Source organism: Brevundimonas sp. Root1279, assembly GCF_001425945.1.
Taxonomy (GTDB): Bacteria; Pseudomonadota; Alphaproteobacteria; order Caulobacterales; family Caulobacteraceae; genus Brevundimonas.
The window spans coordinates 46,981-69,393 of the sequence record NZ_LMEB01000007.1; the positions used below are offsets into that span (position 1 = coordinate 46,981).

General features: G+C 69.4%; 21 protein-coding genes. 9 read left to right on the forward strand and 12 right to left on the reverse strand.

Annotation, left to right across the window (positions count from 1 at the left end; all coding sequences use genetic code 11):
• Positions 1–27: 27 nt before the first annotated feature.
• From ASC65_RS10935 to ASC65_RS10945, 3 genes are all read left to right on the forward strand, one after another.
• Positions 28–774, forward strand: coding sequence for a hypothetical protein (locus ASC65_RS10935; protein WP_056452864.1), 747 nt, complete (start codon positions 28–30; stop codon positions 772–774).
• 162 nt (positions 775–936) lie between these two features.
• Positions 937–1,221: a hypothetical protein gene (locus tag ASC65_RS10940; RefSeq protein ID WP_056452867.1), complete on the forward strand. Its 285-nt coding sequence runs from the start codon at positions 937–939 to the stop codon at positions 1,219–1,221.
• A gap of 70 nt (positions 1,222–1,291) precedes the next feature.
• Positions 1,292–2,185 (forward strand): oxygenase MpaB family protein, encoded by an 894-nt coding sequence (locus ASC65_RS10945; RefSeq protein ID WP_056452870.1) that lies wholly within the window; start codon positions 1,292–1,294, stop codon positions 2,183–2,185.
• Positions 2,186–2,246: 61 nt separating this feature from the next.
• Here the strand turns inward: ASC65_RS10945 and ASC65_RS10950 are convergent, their stop codons facing one another.
• Positions 2,247–3,164, reverse strand: a complete 918-nt coding sequence (locus ASC65_RS10950) for a hydroxymethylglutaryl-CoA lyase (protein WP_056452873.1) — start codon at positions 3,162–3,164, stop codon at positions 2,247–2,249.
• Positions 3,161–4,837, reverse strand: a complete 1,677-nt coding sequence (locus tag ASC65_RS10955) for an ArnT family glycosyltransferase (RefSeq protein ID WP_056452876.1) — start codon at positions 4,835–4,837, stop codon at positions 3,161–3,163. Before ASC65_RS10955 ends, ASC65_RS10950 begins: the two co-directional genes overlap by 4 nt.
• 217 nt (positions 4,838–5,054) lie before the next feature.
• On the opposite strand from ASC65_RS10955, the gene ASC65_RS10960 reads away from it, so the two are divergent.
• Positions 5,055–5,783 (forward strand): glycosyltransferase family 2 protein, encoded by a 729-nt coding sequence (locus ASC65_RS10960; protein WP_056452879.1) that lies wholly within the window; start codon positions 5,055–5,057, stop codon positions 5,781–5,783.
• A 105-nt stretch (positions 5,784–5,888) separates the two neighbouring features.
• Complete coding sequence (locus ASC65_RS10965) at positions 5,889–6,329, forward strand: hypothetical protein (RefSeq protein ID WP_056452882.1); 441 nt, start codon at positions 5,889–5,891, stop codon at positions 6,327–6,329.
• Between the two features lie 100 nt (positions 6,330–6,429).
• Here ASC65_RS10965 and ASC65_RS10970 read toward each other — a convergent pair whose 3' ends face one another.
• Positions 6,430–7,182 carry a phosphatase PAP2 family protein gene (locus ASC65_RS10970; protein WP_056452885.1) on the reverse strand — a complete coding sequence of 251 codons (753 nt, stop codon included), beginning with the start codon at positions 7,180–7,182 and terminating at the stop codon, positions 6,430–6,432.
• A gap of 268 nt (positions 7,183–7,450) precedes the next feature.
• On the opposite strand from ASC65_RS10970, the gene ASC65_RS10975 reads away from it, so the two are divergent.
• Positions 7,451–9,334, forward strand: coding sequence for a ribonucleoside-diphosphate reductase subunit alpha (locus ASC65_RS10975; protein WP_056452888.1), 1,884 nt, complete (start codon positions 7,451–7,453; stop codon positions 9,332–9,334).
• 203 nt (positions 9,335–9,537) lie between these two features.
• Here the strand turns inward: ASC65_RS10975 and ASC65_RS10980 are convergent, their stop codons facing one another.
• Complete coding sequence (locus tag ASC65_RS10980; RefSeq protein WP_082526008.1) at positions 9,538–10,833, reverse strand: MFS transporter; 1,296 nt, start codon at positions 10,831–10,833, stop codon at positions 9,538–9,540.
• On the reverse strand, positions 10,830–11,306 hold the full coding sequence (locus ASC65_RS10985; protein WP_056452890.1) for a cupin domain-containing protein: 477 nt from the start codon (positions 11,304–11,306) through the stop codon (positions 10,830–10,832). Before ASC65_RS10985 ends, ASC65_RS10980 begins: the two co-directional genes overlap by 4 nt.
• 48 nt (positions 11,307–11,354) lie before the next feature.
• On the opposite strand from ASC65_RS10985, the gene dapE reads away from it, so the two are divergent.
• Positions 11,355–12,548, forward strand: coding sequence for a succinyl-diaminopimelate desuccinylase (dapE, locus tag ASC65_RS10990; protein ID WP_056452893.1), 1,194 nt, complete (start codon positions 11,355–11,357; stop codon positions 12,546–12,548).
• Here the strand turns inward: dapE and ASC65_RS17160 are convergent.
• Complete coding sequence (locus ASC65_RS17160) at positions 12,545–12,682, reverse strand: hypothetical protein (protein WP_156459635.1); 138 nt, start codon at positions 12,680–12,682, stop codon at positions 12,545–12,547. The two genes, dapE and ASC65_RS17160, sit on opposite strands and share 4 nt — an antisense overlap.
• Before the next feature lie 101 nt (positions 12,683–12,783).
• A complete protein-coding gene (locus ASC65_RS10995) occupies positions 12,784–14,115 on the reverse strand; it encodes an amidohydrolase (RefSeq protein ID WP_056452897.1) in 1,332 nt (443 codons plus the stop codon).
• A gap of 482 nt (positions 14,116–14,597) precedes the next feature.
• Here ASC65_RS10995 and ASC65_RS11000 point away from each other — a divergent pair, with 482 nt between their 5' ends.
• Both ASC65_RS11000 and ASC65_RS11005 read left to right on the forward strand, forming a co-directional pair.
• The gene (locus ASC65_RS11000; RefSeq protein ID WP_056452900.1) at positions 14,598–15,899 is read left to right on the forward strand and encodes an MFS transporter; all 1,302 of its coding nucleotides are present in this window, start codon (positions 14,598–14,600) and stop codon (positions 15,897–15,899) included.
• Positions 15,900–15,947: 48 nt separating this feature from the next.
• Positions 15,948–16,379, forward strand: a complete 432-nt coding sequence (locus tag ASC65_RS11005; RefSeq protein WP_056452903.1) for a polyketide cyclase — start codon at positions 15,948–15,950, stop codon at positions 16,377–16,379.
• Here the strand turns inward: ASC65_RS11005 and ASC65_RS11010 are convergent, their stop codons facing one another.
• The 5 genes from ASC65_RS11010 to ASC65_RS11030 form a co-directional block, all read right to left on the reverse strand.
• A complete protein-coding gene (locus ASC65_RS11010) occupies positions 16,380–17,348 on the reverse strand; it encodes a type II secretion system F family protein (RefSeq protein WP_056452907.1) in 969 nt (322 codons plus the stop codon).
• A gap of 15 nt (positions 17,349–17,363) precedes the next feature.
• Positions 17,364–18,341 (reverse strand): type II secretion system F family protein, encoded by a 978-nt coding sequence (locus ASC65_RS11015; protein ID WP_056452911.1) that lies wholly within the window; start codon positions 18,339–18,341, stop codon positions 17,364–17,366.
• 5 nt (positions 18,342–18,346) lie between these two features.
• Positions 18,347–19,822 (reverse strand): CpaF family protein, encoded by a 1,476-nt coding sequence (locus tag ASC65_RS11020; RefSeq protein ID WP_056453511.1) that lies wholly within the window; start codon positions 19,820–19,822, stop codon positions 18,347–18,349.
• A gap of 153 nt (positions 19,823–19,975) precedes the next feature.
• Positions 19,976–21,739, reverse strand: coding sequence for an AAA family ATPase (locus tag ASC65_RS11025; protein WP_327019506.1), 1,764 nt, complete (start codon positions 21,737–21,739; stop codon positions 19,976–19,978).
• Between the two features lie 5 nt (positions 21,740–21,744).
• Positions 21,745–22,404, reverse strand: coding sequence for a CpaD family pilus assembly protein (locus tag ASC65_RS11030; protein ID WP_156459638.1), 660 nt, complete (start codon positions 22,402–22,404; stop codon positions 21,745–21,747).
• Between the last annotated feature and the right edge of the window lie 9 nt (positions 22,405–22,413).

Consider the following 22,413-nt stretch of genomic DNA (forward strand, 5'->3'; position numbering starts at 1 on the left):
AGCCGCTTCATTGGAAGGGCTGTAACCATGACCGACACGACCATCGCAGGCGTCCATCGCCCGCATACCCTCATCTCCTGGCAGGCGATCCTGATCGGCGCGCTCGTCGCCGCGGCGGTCGGCGCCATGCTGAACCTGCTCGGCGTCGCCCTCGGGGCGGCCTCGTTCAACCCGTATGACCTGGACTCCAACGACCTCGGCGACTTCTCGGCCGCGGCCGGGATGTGGATGGCCCTGGCCAACGCCATCGCCCTGTTCGTCGGCGCTGCCGTCGCCAGCCGCGCCGCCAAGCACTCGGATCATCACAAGGGCGGCCTGACCGGCGTCGGCGTCTGGGCCGTCGCCTTCATGATCGCCCTGGTCATCGCCTCGGCCAGCGCGGCCGGCGGCGCGGCCGCGGTCGCGGGCGGCGAAGCCGCTGATCCGACCGACTCGAGCATCATCGTCAGCGACACCGGCGCCCGCAGCCGCGTCATCGCCGGCGAGCTGGCCCCCATCGCCCCGGCCCCGGTCGTGCGCGAGGCGGCCGACGACGCCGCTGACGCCACCGCCACCCTGGCGCTGTGGGGCTTCCTGACCATGCTGATCGGCGCCGTCGCGGCGATCGCCGGCGGCCTGTACGGCGCGCGCGGCCATCGCTGGATGGCCAAGGCCGGCCTGGAGCAGCGCCACGAGGTGCGCGACCACGACCACGTCGGCGACGTCTACCACCCGGCCGCCGGCGAACCGGTCGCCGCCACCCCGCACAAGGTCTATCCGACCCCGCGGACCTGATCGACAAGGCGGGGCGCCCGTGCGGCGCCCCGCCGGCCGACTTAGCGAATAGGACGGCATCCCTGGCCAGCGTCTTCGAGCACTGACATCAGCGCCCCGGAGCGGGTCACCACGCGCCCGACCTTCATCGGTCGTTCACCGGGACTGAGGCGCAATGGGCCCATGTCCCGTTTCCAGTCCGCCGACGTCGTCGAGTGCATTGACGACACCCCCGTCCACCCCGAGTCCCGGGCCATGCCCCGGCTCGGCGAACGCTACACCGTCACCCGCACCCGCGCGGTCGGCGGCGGCTGGAGCGTACGACTGCTAGAGCTCCACCCCACCTGCCACCTGGGCGGCCCTTGCCGCTGCGGCGACTGCGGCTGGGACTCCTCGCGCTTCCGCAAATGCGAGCCGGACGAGGTGATCGGGCGGACGGCCGAGAAGGGCGTGGCCGAGCCGGTCTGAACCGACCCCGCTCCGCACGCGACCCTTCGCCCCTTGCGAACCTCCCGCCGGGGCGGACGTTCTCCCTGCCATGCCCCACCCCGTCCGTCCGCCGCTGACCCGCGAGCCCCTGGCCAAGCGCCTCGGCCGCCCCGTGCAGCGGGCCATCGCCGGGCGGGTCGTGGCCATGTTCAACGATCCCGCCAAGGGCGAGCGGCCGGTGGCGCGGCGGCCCGATGGACTATTCGGACCGCAATCGGTGGCCTGGCGGGTACACGGGGACGTCACCGGCATGCTGGTCGGCGGGGTCTCGGGTCTGCTGCTGCAGATGCTGCACGCGGCGGTGCTGGCCGGGGTCTGGGACCACTCCAATTTCCGCGCCGATATGCACGGCCGGCTGCGGCGCACCGCGCGCTTCATCGCCGTCACCACCTACGGCGGCCCGGACGAGGCCCAGGCGACCATCGACCGGGTGCGGCGCATCCATGAACAGGTCGTCGGCGTCCTGCCCGACGGGACGCCCTACCAGGCCGCCGATCCGAGCCTGCTGGCCTGGGTGCACGTCACCGAGGCGACCAGCTTCCTGGCCGGCTGGCGGCGCTACGCCGAGCCCGGCATGAGCCGCGCCGACCAGGACCGCTATTTCGCCGAGATGGCCGTCGTCGGCGAGGCGCTGGGGGCCGACCCCCTGCCCCGCACCCTGGCCGAGGCGCGGGCCCTGATCGAGGCGATGCGCGGCGAACTGCGCGTCGACGAGCGGACACGCGAGGTGGCCCGGCTGATCCTCGAACAGCCCTCGTCCTCCCCCGCAGCGGCGGCGGCGCGGCGCCTGACCCTGCAGGCCGGCATCGACCTGCTGCCCGCCTGGGCGCGGTGGATGCACGGGCTCGACAATCCGCTGGTCGCGCGGCCGCTGGTGCGGGCCGGGACCTTCGGCATGGCCGGCGCGGTCCGCTGGGCCTTCGAGACGCCGTATCGAGCCTAGGCGCCTGCACCGATTTCCCGCTCATCCCCGCGAAGGTGGGGATGAGCGGGTGATTTGAGCGCTAGCTTCTCGGCCAACCGCCGGCGCGGCTGAGCGCGCTCGGCGCCGGGCGGCCGATGCGCTCGCCGATCCAGCGGGCGGTCTCGATCAGGCCGTCGAGGTCGTAGCCGGTCTCGAAGCCGGCGCGCTCGAGCATGTAGACGAGGTCCTCGGTGGCGATGTTGCCGGTGGCGCCGGGGGCGAAGGGGCATCCGCCGATGCCGCCGACCGAGGCGTCCAGCACATCGACCCCGGCCTCGACGCCGGCATAGGCGTTGGCCAGGCCGGTGTTGCGGGTGTCGTGGAAATGCAGGCGCAGGACCGCCTCCGGCGCGGCCTTTCGGGCGGCTTCGACCTTGCGGGTGACGCTCCACGGATCGCCGACGCCGATGGTGTCGGCCAGGGCGATCTCCTCGACGCCGAGTTGGGCGATGCGGCCGACCAGATCGCTGACCTGATCCACCGAGACCTCGCCGTCGAAGGGGCAGCCCCAGACGCAGCTGAGTGTGGCGGACAGGGACGGCGTCGCGCCGGGCGCGCCCTCGGCGTTGGCCCGCCCGGCCAGGATGTCGGCCAGCATCTGGACCTGCTGCTCGACGTTCAGGCCCTGGTTCTTGAGGCCGAAGCCGTCGGTGGCGGACATGGCGATGTTGACCTCGTCCACCGCCGTCCCGAGCGCACGATCGTACCCCTTGCCGTTCAGCACGAGGCCGATGCGGCTGCGCCCGGCCTCGGCGGGAAGGGCGGCCATGACCTCCTCTGCGCCGGCCATCTGGGGCACGTATTTCGGGTGGACGAAGCTGACCGCCTCGATGCGCCGCGCGCCGGCGGCTTCGAGCCGGCGGACCAGGTCGACGCGGACGGCGGGCTCGAGGACCGTCTTCTCGTTCTGCAGCCCGTCGCGGGGACCGACCTCGACGATGGTGATGCGGCGGCTCACCGGGCGGGCTCCGACGGCTGCGCCGAGCCGGCGGGGGCGTAGATCGTCAGGCGCACGTCGTCGCCCTGCGAATAGTTGTGGCCCGTGACCACGCCGACCGAGCGGCCGGTGACGCCGAGCGCGGCCGAGGCCTCGCGGAAGGCGTCGGCGTCGCGATCCTCAACGATGACCGGGCGGCCCTCGGCAAGCGCCTGGGCGGCTTCCTGGGCATTGGCCAGCTCGGTTTCGCGGCCGGTCAGGAAGACGAAGCTGGGCTCATGGAAGCCGGTGATGGCCACGGGGCCGGGGCGGCCCTGGCGGGGATGCAGGTCGGCGTCGAGCAGGGCCTTCTCCAGCCGCGGAGCGATCGCCAGCGGGCGCAGCTGGCGCAGGGTGCCGGCCAGGGCGCCGTGGGCCACGACGCCCAGGCAGATGGCCGTCAGCACCGCGGTCACAGCCGCGCGGTGCAGCAGCAGGAAGGCCCCGATCAGGGCGGCCAGGACGGCGAAGACGATGGCGATCGCGCCCCAGGTCTGGGCCGTCGACTTGCCGTACTCGGTCAGCAGGACCACCACGAGGGCCGCCAGGGCGACGCCGACCAGGACCGACAGGATCGCGCCGAAGACACGCGAGAATTTGCCGATCGGCTGGGTCAGGGCCGCCGCGGCCAGGAGGGCGATCGCGCCGTAGGTCGGCAGGGTGTAGTGGGCCAGCTTGGTCGGCGTCAGCTCGAAGATCAGCCAGGCCGGGACCAGCCAGCAGACCAGGAAGCGCACCGCCGGCTCGGCCCGCCGGTGCCAGCCGGTCGACAGGGCGGCGGGCAGCATCAGGGTCGCCGGGAAGAACATCACCAGCAGACCCAGCAGGAAGTAGCCGGGAGGGGCGCCGTGGCTCTCGTGCCCGCCGGTCAGCTTGGGCGCCAGGTCGCCGCCGATGGCCTCGCGCCAGAAGCCGCCGTCGGTGGCGATTGTGATGGCGATGGCCCAGGGGCCGACGATCAAGGCGACCAGCGGCAGGCCCCAGCCCCAGCCCAGCCGGGCCATCCATTTGATGTCGCGATCCCAGATCGACAGCAGGATCATGGCGGGCGCCACGACGACCAGGCCGATCGGCCCCTTGATCAGGATCGACAGGCCCAGCCCGCCCCAGAACAGAAGCTTGTGCAGCCTCTGCGGCGCCTCGCCGGCCCTTGTCGCCAGATAGATTCGCGCCAGGGCGCACATGGCCAGGGTCACCGCCCCGCACAGCATGGCGTCGGTCTTGGCGATGCCCGCCTCGGTGGAGAGCAGGAAGGTTGCGCCCAGCATGGCCCCCGCCAGGAAGCCCGCCCTCTGGCCGAACATGGCGGCCCCCGCCCAGGCGCAGGCGGCAGCGGCCAGCATGGCCCCGAGGATGGAGGGGAGGCGATACGCCTGGATGTCCCGCGCCTCGACCTTGGATGTCGTCGCCACGGCGATGGCCTGCATCCAGTATATGCCGACCGGCTTCTTCCAGCGCGGCTCGTCCTGGTAGCGGATATCGACGTAGTCGCCGCTCTCCAGCATCTGCGACGTGGCCTGGGCGTAGCGGCTCTCGTCGCGGTCCAGCGGCGGGATCAGCGTCAGCACCGGCAGGCCGGCCAAAAGGGCGATCAGGGCCGCCAGCGCGGGACCCCGCCAGCCTGCGATGAATCGGTCGAGATCGGGGCGCGTCATGTTCATCTTCCTAACACGGCGTTTCGCGCCCCGTCATGCGGCCCTGTTATGCAGCTCAGGCGGGTCCCTCCCGCTGGCCTCCGAAACCGGCTAGGGCGACATCGGTCTTGATGGGCCGCGACCATCAAGACTCAAATTTCGCTCCAGTTTGAATCTGGACCATTTATTGGATTCAGGCCGATTCCGGCCTGAAGCAAAAATGGTCTAGACAGCCGGAATGATCGAAGCCGTTCCCGACATCTCCGTCGTCGTTCCTGTCCATGATGAAGAGGGCGCCGCCGGTCCCCTGGCCCGCGAGATCGCCGCCGCCTTCGCCGGCCGCAATTTCGAGATGGTGTTCGTCGACGACGCCTCGAAGGACGGCACCCTGGGTGAGCTGCGGACCCTGATGGCCGAGCTGCCGCAGCTGCGCGTGCTCAGCCACGGCTCCAACGCGGGCCAGAGCCGGGCGGTGCGCACCGGCGTTCTGGCGGCCCGCGCCCCGATCGTGGTCACCCTCGACGGCGACGGCCAGAACCCGCCCGCCGACGCGCCGCGCCTGGTCGACCTGCTCGCCGCCTCGCCCTCGACCGTCGGCCTGGTCGGCGGCGTCCGCGCCAAGCGCCAGGACACCGAGGCCAAGCGCTGGGCCTCGCGCTGGGCCAACCGCATCCGCAAGAAGCTGCTGAGCGACGACGCCGACGACACCGGCTGCGGCCTGAAGGCCTTCCGCCGCGAGATCTTCCTGCGGCTCCCCTACTTCGACCACATCCACCGCTACCTGCCGGCGCTGATGATCCGCGAGGGCTACGAGAACCGCTACCTCGACGTCGACCACCGCCACCGCGAAACCGGGCGGTCGAAGTACACCAACTGGGGCCGGCTGATGGCGTCGTTCTCGGACCTGGTGGGGGTGATGTGGCTGAAATCCCGCTCGCGCCGCCCGGGCGCCATCAGCGAGTTCTGACCCCGATTCCCCTCTCGCGCGAGCCAGCGTAGCGGTATGGAGCGAACTGCGGTATGCATGGTTAACAAGCGCGGCCGTTAGGGCCGGTTCGTTGGAGCTCCAGCCATGCTGATCGCCCTGCCGCTGCTGATGATCCCGGTGGTGTTCTACAACATCGTGGTGCTCTCCACCCTGTTCACGGGCGGGGACAGGCTGGCCGCCGCGGCCGGCGCCGACGCCATCCTGCGGGATCCGATGTTCTCGATCCCCATGGCTTCGGGGACCAGCTGGAACGTGGGCGTCGGCGACGTGATCCTGCTGCTGTCGCTGATCCTTCTCTTCTTCGAACTGCTGAAGTCGACCTCAAGCCAGAAGGTCGCGATCGTCAATCACGCCCTGTCGATGATCCTGTTCGTGATCTGCCTGGTCGAATTTCTGCTGATCAAGGGCTTCGCCACCTCGACCTTCTTCCTGATCGTGACCATGGTCATGCTCGACGTGCTGGCCGGCTTCATCGTCACCATCATCTCGGCCCGCAAGGACCTGGACTTCGGCGCGACCACCTGAAGAGGTTCTAGGGACAAGGTTCTAGGGCGCGCCGCCGGGTCCGGTGTCGCCGCCCCACGACCTGCCGCTTCCCTAAAACCTAGCCCCTAGAACCTAGCCCCTACGCCTCGTCGACCGGCAACGTATGCGGCTCCGCGGGCCGCGCAGCCTGGCGCCTCTGGATCGCGTAGGCGACCAGCCAGAGGGCCATGGCCCAGGCCGCACCCACGCTCCACCCGGCCAGGACATCGGTGGCCCAATGCGCCGCCAGATAGACCCGCGTCAGCCCGACCAGCAGGGCGAGGAGCAAAGCCACGCCCATGACGTAGGCCTTGAAACGCTTCTGCGGGAAGGCGCGGGTCAGCATGACCCCGATGCTCAGATAGAAGACCGCCGACAGCAGGCTGTGCCCCGACGGGAAGCTGGCGTTGATGGTCTCCACCGCCTGGTAGGCGGCGGGCGGTCGGTCGCGCTCGAACACCGCCTTCAGCCCCTCGCTGAGCACCACGCCGCCGGCCAGGGCCAGCACGAGCAGCAGGGCCGACAGCCGCTTTCTCTGCAGCAGCAGGAAGCCGACCACGATCAGGGCGAACAGGGTCAACACCGCCACCCCGCCCAGCGCCGTCAGGTCGAGCGCGGACTCCTCGAGCCACCACGGGCCCCACGGATCGCCCGGATCGACCGTCGAGGGGTGAGTCGCGAGCAGGACGGCCTGGTCGAAGGCCCGCCCGTCGGCCTCGGTCATGTCATCGGCCAGTTCGACGAAGGTCATCACGCCCAGGGCCACGATGAACAGGGCGCTGACCGCGGCGATCTCGGTTCGCGCGATGCGCAGGGCCCGGCGGCCGAAGGCGATGATCTGGTCAGAGGTCATCGGTCCGAAACGGTCACGCTTGCGGGACGTTCCGATCACGCGTTCGTGATCAGAATCCCAGCTCGGCCGTCATGCCCTCGTCGCGGCCTGTCCACAGGCTCATCCCCCGTCCTGAAGGCGATTCGCCCAGAAAGTGATCGTCAAGCCCGTTGACGGTTGGTTAGCCATCTGCGCCCCATATGTGGGCTTGGGGAACGGTTAGGCCACTAGATGATGTGGTCGAGCCGAGGCACAGATCTAAACTATCTTGTTCAGGGCAGTGACCATTATGGCTGGCGGCGAAGCGTTGAAGACGACGGAATTCCAGTCGGTTGCGACCACGGACGCCGCTGAGCGGCCCCATCTCAAGGTCGTGCCTTCCATCCAGATCGACCGGTCGCGCGACGAACTGCTGACCGACTTCGGCAAGAAGACGCTGGAGGACCGGTACCTGCTGGCCGGCGAGAGCTACCAGGACATGTTCGCCCGGGTGGCCACGGCCTTCTCGGACGACGCCGAGCACGCCCAGCGCGTCTACGACTACATGTCGAAGCTGTGGTTCATGCCGGCGACCCCGGTCCTGTCCAACGGCGGCGCCGATCGCGGCCTGCCGATCTCCTGCTTCCTGAACTCGGTCGGCGACTCGCTCGACGGCATCCAGTCGGTCTGGAACGAGAACGTCGCCCTGGCCTCGAACGGCGGCGGCATCGGCACCTACTGGGGCGGCGTCCGCTCGATCGGCGAGAAGGTCAAGGGCGCGGGCCAGACCTCGGGCATCATCCCCTTCATCCGCGTCATGGACTCGCTGACCCTGGCCATCTCGCAGGGCTCGCTGCGCCGCGGTTCGGCGGCCGTCTACCTCGACATCCACCACCCGGAGATCGAGGAGTTCCTCGAGATCCGCAAGCCGTCGGGCGACTTCAACCGCAAGTCCCTGAACCTGCACCACGGCATCTCGATCACCGACGCCTTCATGGAGGCGGTGCGCGACGGCAAGACCTTCGACCTGCTCTCCCCGAAGAACAAGGAGGTCATGAAGACGGTCGACGCGCGCGCCCTGTGGCAGAAGATCCTCGAGATCCGCCTGCAGACCGGCGAGCCCTATCTGATCTTCTCGGACACGGTGAACCGGCAGATGCCGCAGCACCAGAAGGACCTCGGCCTGTCGGTCAAGCAGTCCAACCTGTGCGCCGAGATCATGCTGCACACCGGCCGCGACCACCTGGGCGTCGACCGCACCGCGGTCTGCTGCCTGTCCTCGGTCAACGCCGAGACCTTCCTGGAATGGCGGGAAGAGCCGAAATTCATCGAGGACGTGATGCGCTTCCTCGACAACGTCCTCGAGGACTTCATCCGCCGCGCCCCGCCGGCGATGTCGCAGGCCGTCTACTCGGCCAAGCGCGAGCGCTCGGTCGGCCTGGGCCTGATGGGCTTCCACTCCTTCCTGCAGGGACAGGGCGTGGCCTTCGAAAGCGCCATGGCCAAGTCGTGGAACATGCGTCTGTTCAAGCACCTGCGCCGCGAGGCCGACAAGGCCAGCCGTCTGCTGGCTGAAGAGAAGGGCGCCTGCGAGGACGCCGCCGAGCGCGGCGTCATGGAGCGCTTCTCACACAAGCTGGCCATCGCCCCGACCGCCTCGATCTCGATCATCTGCGGCGGCACCTCGGCCGGCATCGAGCCGATCCCGGCCAACATCTACACTCACAAGACCCTGTCGGGCTCGTTCGCGGTCAAGAACCCCTACCTTCAGCGTCTGCTGGGCGAGAAGGGCATCGACACCGAGGCCGTCTGGTCCTCGATCCTCGAGCACGAAGGCTCGGTGCAGCACCTCGATCAGCTGACCGAGGACGAGAAGGGCGTGTTCAAGACCGCCTTCGAACTGGACCAGCGCTGGGTCGTCGAACTGTCGGCCGACCGCGCGCCGGAGATCTGCCAGGCCCAGTCGATCAACCTGTTCATCCCGGGCGACGTCGACAAGTGGGACCTGCACATGCTGCACTGGCGCGCCTGGGAGACCGGCGTGAAGTCGCTCTACTACCTGCGCTCCAAGTCGGTGCAGCGCGCCTCGTTCGCGGGCGCCGAGGACAAGGCCGAGGTCGAAGCCGACCCGAACCAGCCCGACCTCTTCGCCGCCGCCCGCACCGACTACGACGAGTGCCTGGCCTGTCAGTAGTCTGCGGTCCGCGCTGACCTGCGCCATCATTGGCGGCGGCTGAGTGGCTAGTGGCTAGTGGCTAGTGAGGGTGACCCGTAGATGATCCAGCTCAACCGCAGTCTGCGGGGAGCAGCTCGATGACTGCGCCGCCCAAGACGGCGGCCAGCCACTAATCACTAGCCACTAGCCACTCAGCCGCCGCCAGCGCCCGAACCCGGCCCTCAACTGAGCCGATCCGCCTTCCTCAGGCTCGGGAACAGCTTGGCCCAGACGCCGGTCGCGGCCAGGGCGCCGAAGCCGCCGAACACCGCCGCGCCGATCGGGCCGAGGATGCGCACGACCACGCCCGAGTAGGCCTCGCCCAGTTCGTTGGAGGCGCCGATGAACAGCATCGACACCGAGCTGACCCGGCCGCGCATGTGGTCGGGGGTGGCCAGCTGGATCAGGGTCTGGCGGATGTTGACGCTGATCATGTCCGCCGCGCCGCCGACCAGCAGGGCCAGGCCGGACAGCCAGACCGTCTTGGACAGGCCGAAGGTCAGGGTGCACAGGCCGAACACCGCCACCGCCGCGAACATCCAGCGGCCGCCGTTGCGGGTGATCGGGTAGCGGCTGAGGTAGACCGCCATGCCCAGGGCCCCGACCCCGAAGGAGGCGCGCAACAGGCCGAAGCCCTCAGGTCCCACATGCAGGATATCGCGCGCGAAGATCGGGGTCAGCAGTGCGACACCGGCCAACAGGACGACCACCAGGTCCAGCGAGATGGCCCCAAGCACGATCTTGGTCTTCCAGACATAGGCCAGGCCCTCCTTCACTGCCTCGAGCGGGGGCAGCTTGTTGTCCGGATTGCGCGGCTTGCCGCTGGTCCGGATCAGCAGGAAGCAACTGACGCCGAGCAGGAACAGCCCCATGGCCACGGCATAGGCCAGCGGGACGTTGATCCCGACGATGACGCCGCCCAGCGCCGGGCCCGCGATGGCGCCGGTCTGGAAGGCGATCGACTGGGCCGCGATGGCCGGCGGCAGGGCCTTGCGGCCGACCACCATGGGCAGGAAGGCCTGGCTGGCGGGGGCGAGGAAGGCGCGGGCCGCGCCGAACAGGGCGGCGACGGCCAGCAGGCCCCAGAGCGGCGGCGAGCCATGCAGGGCCATCGCCAGGAAGCCGGCGGCGCAGAAGGCCTCGACCACGATCGACAGGGCCACGGTGCGCTTGCGGTCGCGTCGGTCGGCCATGGCCCCGGCGGGCAGGGTGAAGGCCAGCAGCGGCAGGAACTGGCACAGGCCGACGAGGCCCAGATAGAGGCTGGCCTCCTGGATCGGGTGGTCGCGGCGGGCGATCTCATAGACCTGCCAGAGCAGGGCCGAGGACTGGATCTGGATGCCCAGCACCGCGACGACGCGGCCGAACCACAGCAGGCGGAAGTCGCGGAGCCCCCAGGGACTGGCGGGTCCGCCGTCGTCGGTCGGGGGCGGGGTCGGCGGGGTCGGCGACCCGGTGTCGAGGCTCTCAACGGTCACGTGCGGCGATCAACCTTCGGATAGGGCGTTCCATCGCGGTGGAAATAGCGGTCGCCGCCGACGGGCAGGACCATGTCGATGTCGGGATAGTCGGCCCCGTCGCCGCCGGGCGCGCGGGTCCCGACTTCCAGCAGAACGGCCTCGCTGTCGGATCGGTTCTCGATCTTGTGGCCGTTCGGCGCCCCGGCCTTGAAGCCCGCGCAATCGCCGGCGCGAAGGACCGTCTCGCCCTCGTCCTCGACCAGCACGACCTCGCCGGAAACCACCCAGACGAACTCGTCCTCCTTCACATGCCAGTGGCGCTGGCTCGACCACGCCCCGGCGGGCAGGCGCAGGAGGTTGACCCCGAACTGGTCCAGGCCGACGGCGTCGCCCAGCTTCCAGCGGCGGCGCGGCTTGCACGGCGCGGCGAATTCCTCGGGGTAGCCCGTGCCGTGGGCGGTCGGGGCGGCGTCGATGTCGATCTTCGGCATGGGGAGAAGCCTTCTCGCAATCGTCCGAAACCCGTAAAGCACAGCCTCATGAGCGCCGCATCACATCCCGTTATCGATCCTGTCGAACTGACCCGCGACCTGATCCGCATTCCCTCCGTCACCCCGGCCGACGAGGGGGCGATGGACGTGCTGGAGCGGACCCTGACCGAGCTCGGCTTCCACTGTCGGCGGCTGGCCTTCGGGGAGGTCGGCGGCGTGGGCGCCGATGCGCGGATCGAAAACCTGTACGCCCGGCGCGGGACGGCCTGGCCCAACCTCTGCTTCGCGGGACACACCGACGTGGTGCCGACCGGCGCGACCGAGGCCTGGTCCTCCGGTCCGTTCGCGGCCGAGGTCAAGGACGGCGTCCTCTACGGCCGCGGCGCGGTCGACATGAAGGGCGGCATCGCGGCCTGGGTCGCGGCGGTCTCGCACATCCTCGCCGAGGGCGACGTCCCCGGCTCCCTGTCCTTCCTGATCACCGGCGACGAGGAGGGCCCCGCCCTGCACGGCACCAAGAAGGTGGTCGAGGCCCTGATGGCCGAGGGCGAGGTGATCGACGCCTGCGTGGTCGGCGAGCCATCGTCGCAACACCGGCTGGGCGACATGATCAAGATCGGCCGCCGCGGCTCGCTCAACACCTGGATCACCGTCCACGGCAAGCAGGGCCACGTGGCCTATCCGGACCGCGCCGCCAATCCGGTGCCGGTGCTGGCCAGGCTGGCGGCCCGCCTGGCCGACCACCGGCTCGACGACGGCTATGAAGCCTTCCAGCCGTCGAACCTGGAGCTGACCACCCTGGACGTCGGCAATACGGCGACCAACCTGATCCCGGCCGAGGCGCGCGGGCGGCTGAACATCCGCTTCAATCCCTCGCACACCGGCGAAAGCCTGATGGCCTGGCTGAACGCCGAGGCCGGCAAGGCCCAGGCCGAAAGCGGCCTGCGCATCGAGCTGGAGCACCTGCATTCGGGCGACGCCTTCCTGACCCAGGCCGGCGTCTTCGTCGAGGCCGTGCAGGACGCGGTGGAGGCCCAGGCGGGCGTCCGGCCCGAGGCCTCGACCACCGGCGGCACCTCGGACGCCCGTTTCATCCGGGCCATGTGTCCGGTGCTGGAGCTGGGCCTGGTCGGCCAGACCATGCACCAGGTCGACGAGCGGGCGCCGGTGGCCGAGATCGAGGCGCTGGCGGACGTCTACCGCCGGGTCATCGCCACCTATTTCGAGCGGACGTCGGCCTAGAAGAGGACGTCGAGCGCCAGCAGCGCGCCGCCGAACATCGCCCCGAAAGCGAGCAGGAAGTGGAGCACTTCCTTCACGGGCCCGCCGCGACGGTGCAGCGTCGGCGGCGGCAGTTCAACTCCGAGCTTTCTCATCACGCGCTCCTGCTTACTCAGCGAGGATGCGGGAACGTCGTATAGCGAACCTTGCCAGGCGTGGTTTCGCGATTTTTACCAAGATCAGTGTGGCCGGCGATCTACGACCCGGTCCGGGGCGCCTGCTCCAGGAAGCGCAGCGCGCTCAGCACGTGCGCCTTCACCCCGAGCGGCAGGACCTTCTCGTTGACGTCGAACGAGGGCGAGTGGTTCGGGGCGGCGGTGGCCGGATCAACGCCGTCGGGGCTGCCGCCAAGGTGATAGAAGACGCCCGGCACCTCCTGCGACAGGTAGGAGAAGTCCTCGGCCACCGTGGTCGGCGGAGCGGCCGGATTGACGTTCCCCTCGCCCGCCGCCTCCTCCAGCACCGGGGCGAGCCAGGCCGAAAGCGCCTCGTTGTTGAACACCAGGGCGGCGTTCTGGCGGACCGAGAAGTCGGCGGTGGCGCCATAGGTCTCGGCGACGTTGTCGACCGCCGCTTCGGCGCGCCGCACGAGGTCGTCGCGCTGAGCGATGTCGAAGGTGCGCAGGGTCCCGGACAGGACCGACTTGTCCGGGATGATGTTGTAGCGAACCCCGGCGTCGAGCGTGGAGATGGTGAAGACTGTCGGGGTCGTCGTCGGGTCCAGCGTGCGCGCCGTCAGATTGTTAATGGTCTGGACCACATCGGCCGAGGCGGTGATGACGTCGACGCCCTTCCATGGCCAGGCGCCGTGGGTCTGGCGGCCGTGCAGGGTGATGTCGACCCGGTCCGAGGCGGCCATGAAGCCACGCGATCGATACCACAGAGTCCCCGGGCGGCCGGGCACCACATGCAGGCCGAAGATCGCGTCCGGACGCGGGTTGGCCAACGCGCCCTGCTCGATCATCAGGGCCGCGCCGCCCTTGGGTTCGCCGGGAGGGGCGCCCTCCTCGGCCGGCTGGAAGATGAAGACGATGGTGCCGGAGATCTCGTCCTTCATCCCGGCCAGCACCTCGGCGGCGCCCATGAGCATGGCGACGTGAGCGTCGTGGCCGCAGGCGTGGGCCACCGGCACGGTCTGGCCCATGTAGGTCCCGGTCGCGCTTGAGGCGAAAGGCAGACCGGTCGCCTCCTGCACCGGCAGGGCGTCCATGTCGGCGCGCAGCGCCACCACCGGGCCCGGACGGCCGCCGCGAAGGATGCCCACGACGCCGGTCTTGCCGACCTCGGTGCGCACCTCGAGGCCCAGCGACCTGAGGTGGTCGGCGACGACGCCGGCGGTGCGGACCTCGGCGAAGCCGAGCTCAGGGTTCTGATGCAGGTCGCGCCGCCAGGCCACGACCTTGGGCGTCACGGCGTCGACGGCGGCGGCGACCGCGGCCGGATCGGCCTGGGCCATCGCCGGGACGGCGGCGCCCGCGGACAGAACGGCGGCGAGCGCCGTGGCGGCGAACAGGCGGCGAATGGTCATGGCGATCCCCTGATGGAAGCGCCACCGTCGCGGAGGTCGCACGCTCTGGCAAGGGATTGGCGGGGAGCGGCCCAGGCGGTTCGCGCCGGATCATCCGCAAGCCGCGCATTGCGCCGACCTAAGCCGCTGGATTCTCGACGGACTCATTCCCGCCCAGCGTCATTTTCGCACCGCCGCGAACGCCCCTGCCATAATACGCTCGCGCCGCCCGGCCGGGTGACGGCGCATCCGGGTCTTTGACACGACGTCGCTCGCCGGCTCCGAGCGGTTTCAGACGATTCAGACGATTCAGACTCCGTTTTTTCGCGCGCCCCGGACGCTCCGGTTTCAGACGATTCAGACGTTTCAGACTCTGTTTTTCGGGCGCGCCGGGCGCTCCGGTTTCAGACGATTCAGACTCTGTGTTTCGTCGACTCGCACTCGCCGCGTGGAGCCGACAGGAGGCGGGTGACGCGGGCCGATGCCGGGGCTAGGCTCGGCTGGTGAACCTCAGATCGCCCGCCTTCGCCCTTCTGTTCGCGGTCAGCCTGATCGCGGCGGCCGGCAATATGGCGCTGCAGTCGGTGCTGCCGGCGATCGGGCGCGAGTTCGGGCTGCGGGACAGCCTCGTCGCGGGCGCCTTCGCCATCTCGGCCCTGATGTGGACCTTCACCTCGGTATTCTGGGCGCGGCTGTCCGACACTCTCGGGCGCAAGCGGGTCATCCTGATCGGCCTGTCCGGCTTCGTCGCCTCCATGACAGGCTTCGGCCTGGCCGCGACCTCCGGGCTGGAGCATTGGCTCGGCCCGGTCCTCGCCTTCACCCTGATGGCGGTGGCGCGCACCATCTACGGCGTGTTCGGCTCGGCGGCGCCGATCGCGTCCCAGGCCTATGTCGCCGACCGCACCACGCCGGAGCAACGCACCCAGGCCATGTCGCTGCTGGCCTCGGCGCAAGGGCTGGGCACAGTGATCGGCCCGGCGTTGGCGCCGTTTTTCGTCCTGCCGCTCGTGGGTCTGGCCGGGCCCATGTACGCCTTCGCCCTGTGCGCCGGCGTGGTCCTGCTGGTCGTCTGGCGCCGCCTGCCCAGCGGGGAGGTTGTGCGCATTCCCTCGCCCAGCGGTCATCGCGGCAAGAGCGAGAAGGGACTGTGGCGCGACCGGCGCGTCCGCGACTACCTGCTGTACGGTCTGTTGGTCACCGGGGCGCAGGCGATCAACATCTCGGTGCTCGGCTTCCACATCATCGACGAGATGGCGGCGACGGGCGTGGCGGCGCGCGATTCCCAGCCCTTCATCGGCATCGCCATGCTGGCCGGCGCCGCCGCGACGCTGATGGCCCAGTGGGGCCTGATCCCTCTGCTGAAACTGCAGCCCCGCGACCTGATGCGCTGGGGCGGCGGCCTGGCCCTGGCCGGCAATCTGATGAGCATCGCCTCACCCGGCTACTATGGCGTCGTGATCGGCTACGCCGTGGTGTCGATGGGCGTCGGTTTCGCACGGCCCGGCTTCACCGCCGGGTCGTCCCTGTCCGTCGAAGCGCATGAGCAAGGAGCGGTGGCGGGCCTGATGATGGCGCTTGCGGGGCTCAGCTTCCTGCTGCCGCCCGTCGTCGGCGTCCTGCTCTACGAGTGGGCGGAACCCGCCCCCTTCATCGCCAATGCGGCGCTGCTGGCCGGGGCGGCTGTGCTCTGCTTCGTCAGCCCGCAACTACGCGCCGGGCCGCCGGACCTGCCCGATCGCGATGAGACGCCCTCGCCCGAGACCCCGCCGGCGTCGCAGCCCGGACCAGAAGGCAACCGCTGACACAGCAACGCCTTTTCTCGGACGGAAAGCCGTGCCAGAGCGAAAGGCATGGAAACAGCCCGTATCGAAAAGCGTATCGGCATTCGCGCCTCGACCGACCGCATCTGGGAGGTGATCCACGACCTGGGCTTCTGGGATCGGTGGAACCCGGTCGAGAAGAGCGTCGAGGGCGCCATCGCATTCGGCGGCGAGATCGCCTTGACCGAGGCGATCGAGGGCCTGCCTGAGCGGCGGGTCGTGGCCAAGGTCGGCGAATGGCAGCCCTACGCCCAGCTGGTCTGGGCCGAAAACCGCGGCCTGTGGTTCCGCTCGATGCGCTATTTCGAGATCGAGCAACTGGAGCCGGGCAGCTGCATCGCGTCGAACGGCTTCATCTTCAGCGGCCTGCGCGGCGAGATGTTCTTCGACAAGCACCGCAAGCATCTGCGCCATGCGGCCGATGCGGTGGCCGAGGCCTGGAAGGCCGCGGCCGAAGGCTGATCAGCCCTTCATCGTATCCTGGATGGTGATGATCGCCGGCGTCAGGATGACGATGAACAGCACCGGCAGGAAGAACAGGATCATCGGCACGGTCAGCTTGGCCGGAAGCGCCGCCGCCTTCTTTTCGGCGGCTGACAGGCGCAGCTCGCGGTTTTCCTTGGCCATGGTCCGCAGGGCCGTCCCCAGCGGGGTGCCGTAGGTCTCGGCCTGCGTCATGGCGGTGGCCACCGACTTCACGCCCGGGTGGTTCGTCCGCTTGGCCAGGCCGTCGTAGGCCATGCGGCGATCAGGCAGATAGCTCAGCTCGGCCGAAAGCAGGGTCATCTCCTCGGCCAGGTCGATGGACGAGCCGCCGATCTCCTGGCTGACCTTCTGGATCGCCGCCTCGATCGACATGCCGGCCTCGACGCAGATCAGCAGCAGGTCCAGCGCGTCCGGGAAGGCCTGCATGATCGAGGTGCGGCGCTTGGAGATGCGGTTCTCGAGATAGATGTTCGGCGCATAGAAGCCGATCATCGTCGCCACCATGATGGCGACCACCCGCATCATCAGCGTCAGGCCGAAATCGTTGACGGCGAACAGGTAGACCGCCGTCGTCGCGAAGAAGACGAACGGCATCGAGAAGCGGAAGAAATAGAAGGTGGTCAGCGGCTTCGGGCCACGGAGGCCGGCCTGGGCCATCTTGTCGGCGACCTTGGGGTCCTCCAGAAGCTTGGTCAGGTTGAGGCGCTCGACGACGTCCTTCTTGAAGCCTTCGTCAGAGTGCCGCAGGTTCTGCGACCCTTGGGCGGCGATAGCCTGCCGGGAGCGGCGCTTGAGCTCCTCGCGCCGGTCGGCCACGGCCTTCATTCGGGTTTCGAGCTTGGCCCCGCTGCCGAACGAGCTGAGCAGGGTCACCAGGGTCGCGAACACCAGCGCGCCCACGCCCAGGCTGAGCAGGTTCTGCATGTCGGTGAAGAAGTCGATCATCGCGCGCGCCCGCCCCTAGAACTTGAACGAGATCATCTTCTTCATCACGAACACCCCGAAGCTCATCATCGCCACGGCGACGATGAGCATGAACTGGCCACGGGGGTCGGTGAAGAGCTTGGCCATGTAGGCCGGGGTCGTGATGCTGACGAGGATCATCACCACCGGCGGCAGGGAGCCGATGATGCCGGCGGAGGCGGTCGCCTCTGACGACAGCGCCTTGATCTTCTCGCTCATCATGCGGCGGGCGCGCAGCACGGTCGTGAGGTTGCCGAGAGCCTCGGCGAGGTTGCCGCCGGTCTTCTGCTGGATGCCGATGACGATGGCGAAGAACTTCAGCTCCGGCGTCGGCATGCGCTCGTACATCTTGTCCAGCGCCTGGGGCAGGGTCAGGCCCACGCCCATGCCCTCGACCAGCGTCTGGAACTCGGGGCCCAGCGGCGCCGGGCTCTCCTTGGCGATGATCTTGAAACAGTCGTGAACCGGCAGGCCAGACTTGATGCCGCGCACGATGACATCGACGGCGTCGGCGAAGTGGCTGGAGAACTGCTTGCGGCGCCGCGCGCCGAGGAAGCCGACGATCCAGCGCGGCAGGCCGAGGCCGAAGGCGACCGAGGCGCCCAGCGGGATCAGGATATTCAGGCGGAAGACCAGCGGCACGATGAAGGCGATGACGCCGAGCACGGCGCTCATGATCCAGAAGCTGCGCACGCTGGTGTTCAGGCCGGCCTGCTTGAGCTGGGCGGCCAGGCTGATGCGCGCCTTGCGCGACGCCCGCTCGGATTCCTGCAGCTGCATCAGGATCTGCTTGCGGCGGGCCTCGGGCGTGTTGGCTGCCGCGGCCTTCTTGGCGGCGGCGGCCGACTGCTTCGGCCCGCTGAAGGTCTGGGCGCGCTTGATCGCCGCCTCGCTGGAATCGCCGCCGCCGACGAAGGCCCAGCCGAGACCGCCGATGGTGATAAAAGCCAGGACCGCCGCGAGGATGGGAAGCATGGCGACTACTCCGCCGCGTCGAGGGCTTCGGCCAGCTCACGCTCGAGGCCGTAATAGCGGGCGCGATCCCAGAAACGCGGGCGCGCAATGCCGGTGGAGCGATGACGGCCGACGATCTTGCCGTTCTCGTCCTCGCCGGTGATCTCGTAGACGAACAGGTCCTGGGTGACGATGACGTCGCCTTCCAGACCGACCACCTCGGTGATGTGGGTGATGCGGCGCGAACCGTCGCGCAGACGGGCGGCCTGGACGATGACGTCGACCGAGCCGACGATCATCTCGCGGATGGTCTTCGAGGGCAGGCCGTAGCCGCCCATGGTGATCATCGACTCCATCCGGCTGATGGCTTCGCGCGGGCTGTTGGCGTGCAGCGTGCCCATCGAGCCGTCGTGGCCGGTGTTCATGGCCTGCAGCAGATCGAAGGCTTCCGGGCCGCGGACCTCGCCGACGATGATCCGCTCGGGACGCATCCGCAGACAGTTCTTCACCAGGTCGCGCATGGAGATCATGCCCTGGCCTTCGAGGTTCGGCGGACGCGTCTCCAGACGCACCACGTGCGGTTGCTGCAGCTGCAGTTCGGCGGCGTCTTCGCAGGTGATGACGCGCTCGGTCGGGTCGATGAAGGCGGTCAGGGTGTTCAGAAGCGTCGTCTTGCCCGAACCCGTGCCGCCCGAAATGACCAGGTTGCAGCGCGAGGCGCCGATGACGCCCAGAACGCGCGCGCCCTCGGGGCTGATGGAGGCGTACTCCACCAGGTTCTTCATCGTCAGCTTGTCTTTTTTGAACTTCCGGATCGTCAGCGTCGGGCCGTCGATGGCCAGCGGCGGAGCGATGACGTTGACGCGCGAACCGTCCGGCAGGCGGGCGTCGCAGATCGGGGAGCTTTCATCGACGCGGCGGCCGACCTGCGACACGATCCGCTGGCAGATGTTCATCAGCTGGGCGTTGTCGCGGAAGCGGACGTTGGTCAGCTGCACCTTGCCGCCGACTTCGATGAACACCCGGCCGGCGCCGTTGACCATGATGTCGGCGATGTCGTCGCGCGCCAGCAGCGGCTCCAACGGGCCATAGCCGAGGACGTCGTTGACGATGTCCTGGACCAGGTGCTCCTGCTCGGCCACCGACATGGAGACGTTCTTGATCGCCACCAGCTCGGCGACGATGTCGCGGATTTCCTCGGCCGCAGCCTTCGGATCGAGCCCGGCCAGCTGGGCCAGGTCGATGGTGTTCATCAGGGCGTTGAAGATCGTCGTCTTCGTCGCGTGGTAGTAGTCCGACTGCTCGCGGACGATCTCGGCGACCGCCTGGGCCTTTTTCAGCTGCTCGAAGCCGGGGGTCGACTTGGGCCCGGGAGCGTTCTTCGGCTTTGGCGGCTCGGCCGGCTGCGGCTTGGGTCGCGAGGCGAGCGCGTCGAGCCGGTCGGCGGCGTCCGACGCGCCCTTGGCGGCGTAGGACTCCGCCCGGCGCTCCTCGCGCGTCATCTCGGCGGTGTCGCCGCCGTAGGCGAAGGCCTGGGTCTGAACGCCCTGGTCAGGCTGCGGGAAGGGCTGGGGCGCGGGCGCAGGTCCGGGCTGAGGCCGCGGGGCCGCAGCTCCGGGGATGCCTGGCTGACCTGTGCGCTTCCCGAACACCCGTCAGCTCTTCTTCTTGAACAGGCCGGAGAACATCGACTTGCCGGCGGCCTTGGCGGGCTTGCCGCCGGGGCCGGCGATCATCGGCAGTTCGCGGCGAGAGACGATCTGGGCCAGCATCTGGAAGGCGTCGGCCGCCTTCGACTTGGCCCCGGAATCGAGGATCATCTGGCCGTTGTTGGCCGCCGCCCCGAAGACCTTGGGGTCGAACGGGATGATCAGGCTGGGGTGGACGCCCAGGGCGGCGCCGAACTCCTTGGCCGGGATTTCCGGACGGCCGGGCACGCCGACCTGGTTGAGCACCAGCCGCGGCGGGGCGTCGTTCGGACGGCCCTGGCGGATCAGGTCGATCATGTTCTTGGCGTTACGCAGCGAGGCCAGGTCCGGCGTGGCCACGACGACCACCTCGTCGGCCGAGATCAGCGTGTTGCGCATCCAGCTCGACCACATGTGCGGCAGGTCGAGGACGACGAAGGGCGCAGTGGAGCGGATCTGGCTGGTGACCTCCTCGAAGGCCTCCGGACTGATGTCCCAGTCGACGTCCAACGTGGCCGGGGCGGCGAACAGGCTCAGCTTGTCGGTGCAGCGGACCATCATGCGGTCGAGCAGCACAGGGTCGAGGCGGTCCGGCTGGGTCAGGGCATCGGCGACGCCGTTCAGCGGGTCCTGGTTGAAGTCGAGTCCGGCGGTGCCGAACGGCAGGTCGTAGTCGACGATGACCGTATTGGCGCCGATCCGCTCGGACATCGCATAGGCGGTGTTGTGCGCGACCGAGCTGGAGCCCGAACCGCCTCGGGCGCCGACGAAGGCGATCGAGCGGCCGACGAAGGGCTGGGCCGGGTCGGCGAACAGATTGCCGATGGCGCTGATCAGCTGCAGCGGCTGCAGCGGGGCGACCAAATATTCGCTGACCCCACGACGCATCAGCTCGCGGAACAGCAGGATGTCGTTGGTGGCGCCGATGACGACCACCTTGGTGCCGGCGTCGCAGACCTCGGCGAGTTGATCGACTTCCCACAGCAGGGTCTGCGGGTCCTTGAGGCATTCGACGATGATCAGCGGCGGGGTCGGCTCGTGCTGATAGGCCTCGACCGCGGCGGCGACGCCGCCGATGCGGATCTGGGTCGTGGCGCGCGACAGGCGGCGGTCCTGGCCGGCGCGCTCGGCGGCGGCCAGCGTGTCCTGGCGCTCGGCGAAGACGTGGATGGCGATGCGCGGCACCGACACCTCGGTCGCCTGGCCTCCAATGGCCGGGGGCGAGAAGGCGGCGGCGGCGCCGGCGACGAGTTCGCCGACCGGATTGAAGCCGGCCACGGTCGGAACCTGCTCGGCCGCGTTCGGATGCGGATAGGCGGCGGCCGGCGCGGGGACTGAGGCCGGTGCCGCAGCGGCGGCCGAGGCTCGGACCGGGGCCGGGATGGGGGCGGAGACGGGGGCTGGCGTGGTGAACTGAAGAGGCGGCCGACCGGCGGGATCCGCACCCTGGTCGTAGGCGGGGTCCGAACCGGCATAGGGCGGCTCGTAGCCGTAGTCGGGACCGGCCTCCGGGACCGGAGCGGCGGCGTAACCGGCCTGATAATCCAGCTGGTAGTCGGGCTGATAGCCGGCGGGTTCCGCGGGCCGATACTCAGGCTCGGGAGCGGCGGGACGTGCGGCGTAGGTCGCTGCAGGCTGGGCGCCCGCCATCGGACCGGCGGCGACATAGCCCATGTCGAGGTCGAACTCGTCCTCGAACTCGTCCACGGGGCGGGGGAAGGCGTTGGTCATGTCACCTATTCCACAGCCCGGGAAATGCGGCCATCGACCAGCTGCTCTTGAGCGGCGGCGGTGTTCTGGCCCTTACGGTAGTTGTCGAAGACCACGGCGGCGCGACCGGAGTCGGCCGGGCTCATGGTGCGCGGCGCGCCGATGTCGCGCGGATCGGCGATCTGGGCGGCCATGTTCGCCGTGATGGCGCAGCCGAGACCGAGCGAGCCCTGGTTCGAGAAGCGGTTGTCCATGGCGCGACGTTCGCGGCTGCAGTCGGTGACCACGGCCTGGACGGTGTCGAAGCCGGCGAGGACCGGCGCGCGGCCGTCCGGCGCGGCGTAGGAGGCGACCACCACGCGATCACCGGGCACGCCGGCTTCCATCAGGGCGTTGCGCACATCCCAGCTCTGGCGGGTCGCGACCGGATCGTCACCCGACGGGGCCTCGACGCGAACCATGCCGACGCCGCCGTTGCGATAGCGGGCGACCAGGGCGCGCAGGGCCGCATGCTGGGTGGCCGACAGGCCATCGTCGTGGACCGCCAGGGCGATCCGGTCGAGTCCGGGCTCGACCTGCAGCGAGTAGCGGGCCAGCGGGTTGATCGGCGGCGGGGTGTCGGTCGTCGTCGTCGTGCAGGCGCCGAGCAGGGCGGCGGCGGAACAAGCGAGGATCAGGGCGCGCATCACAGGGGG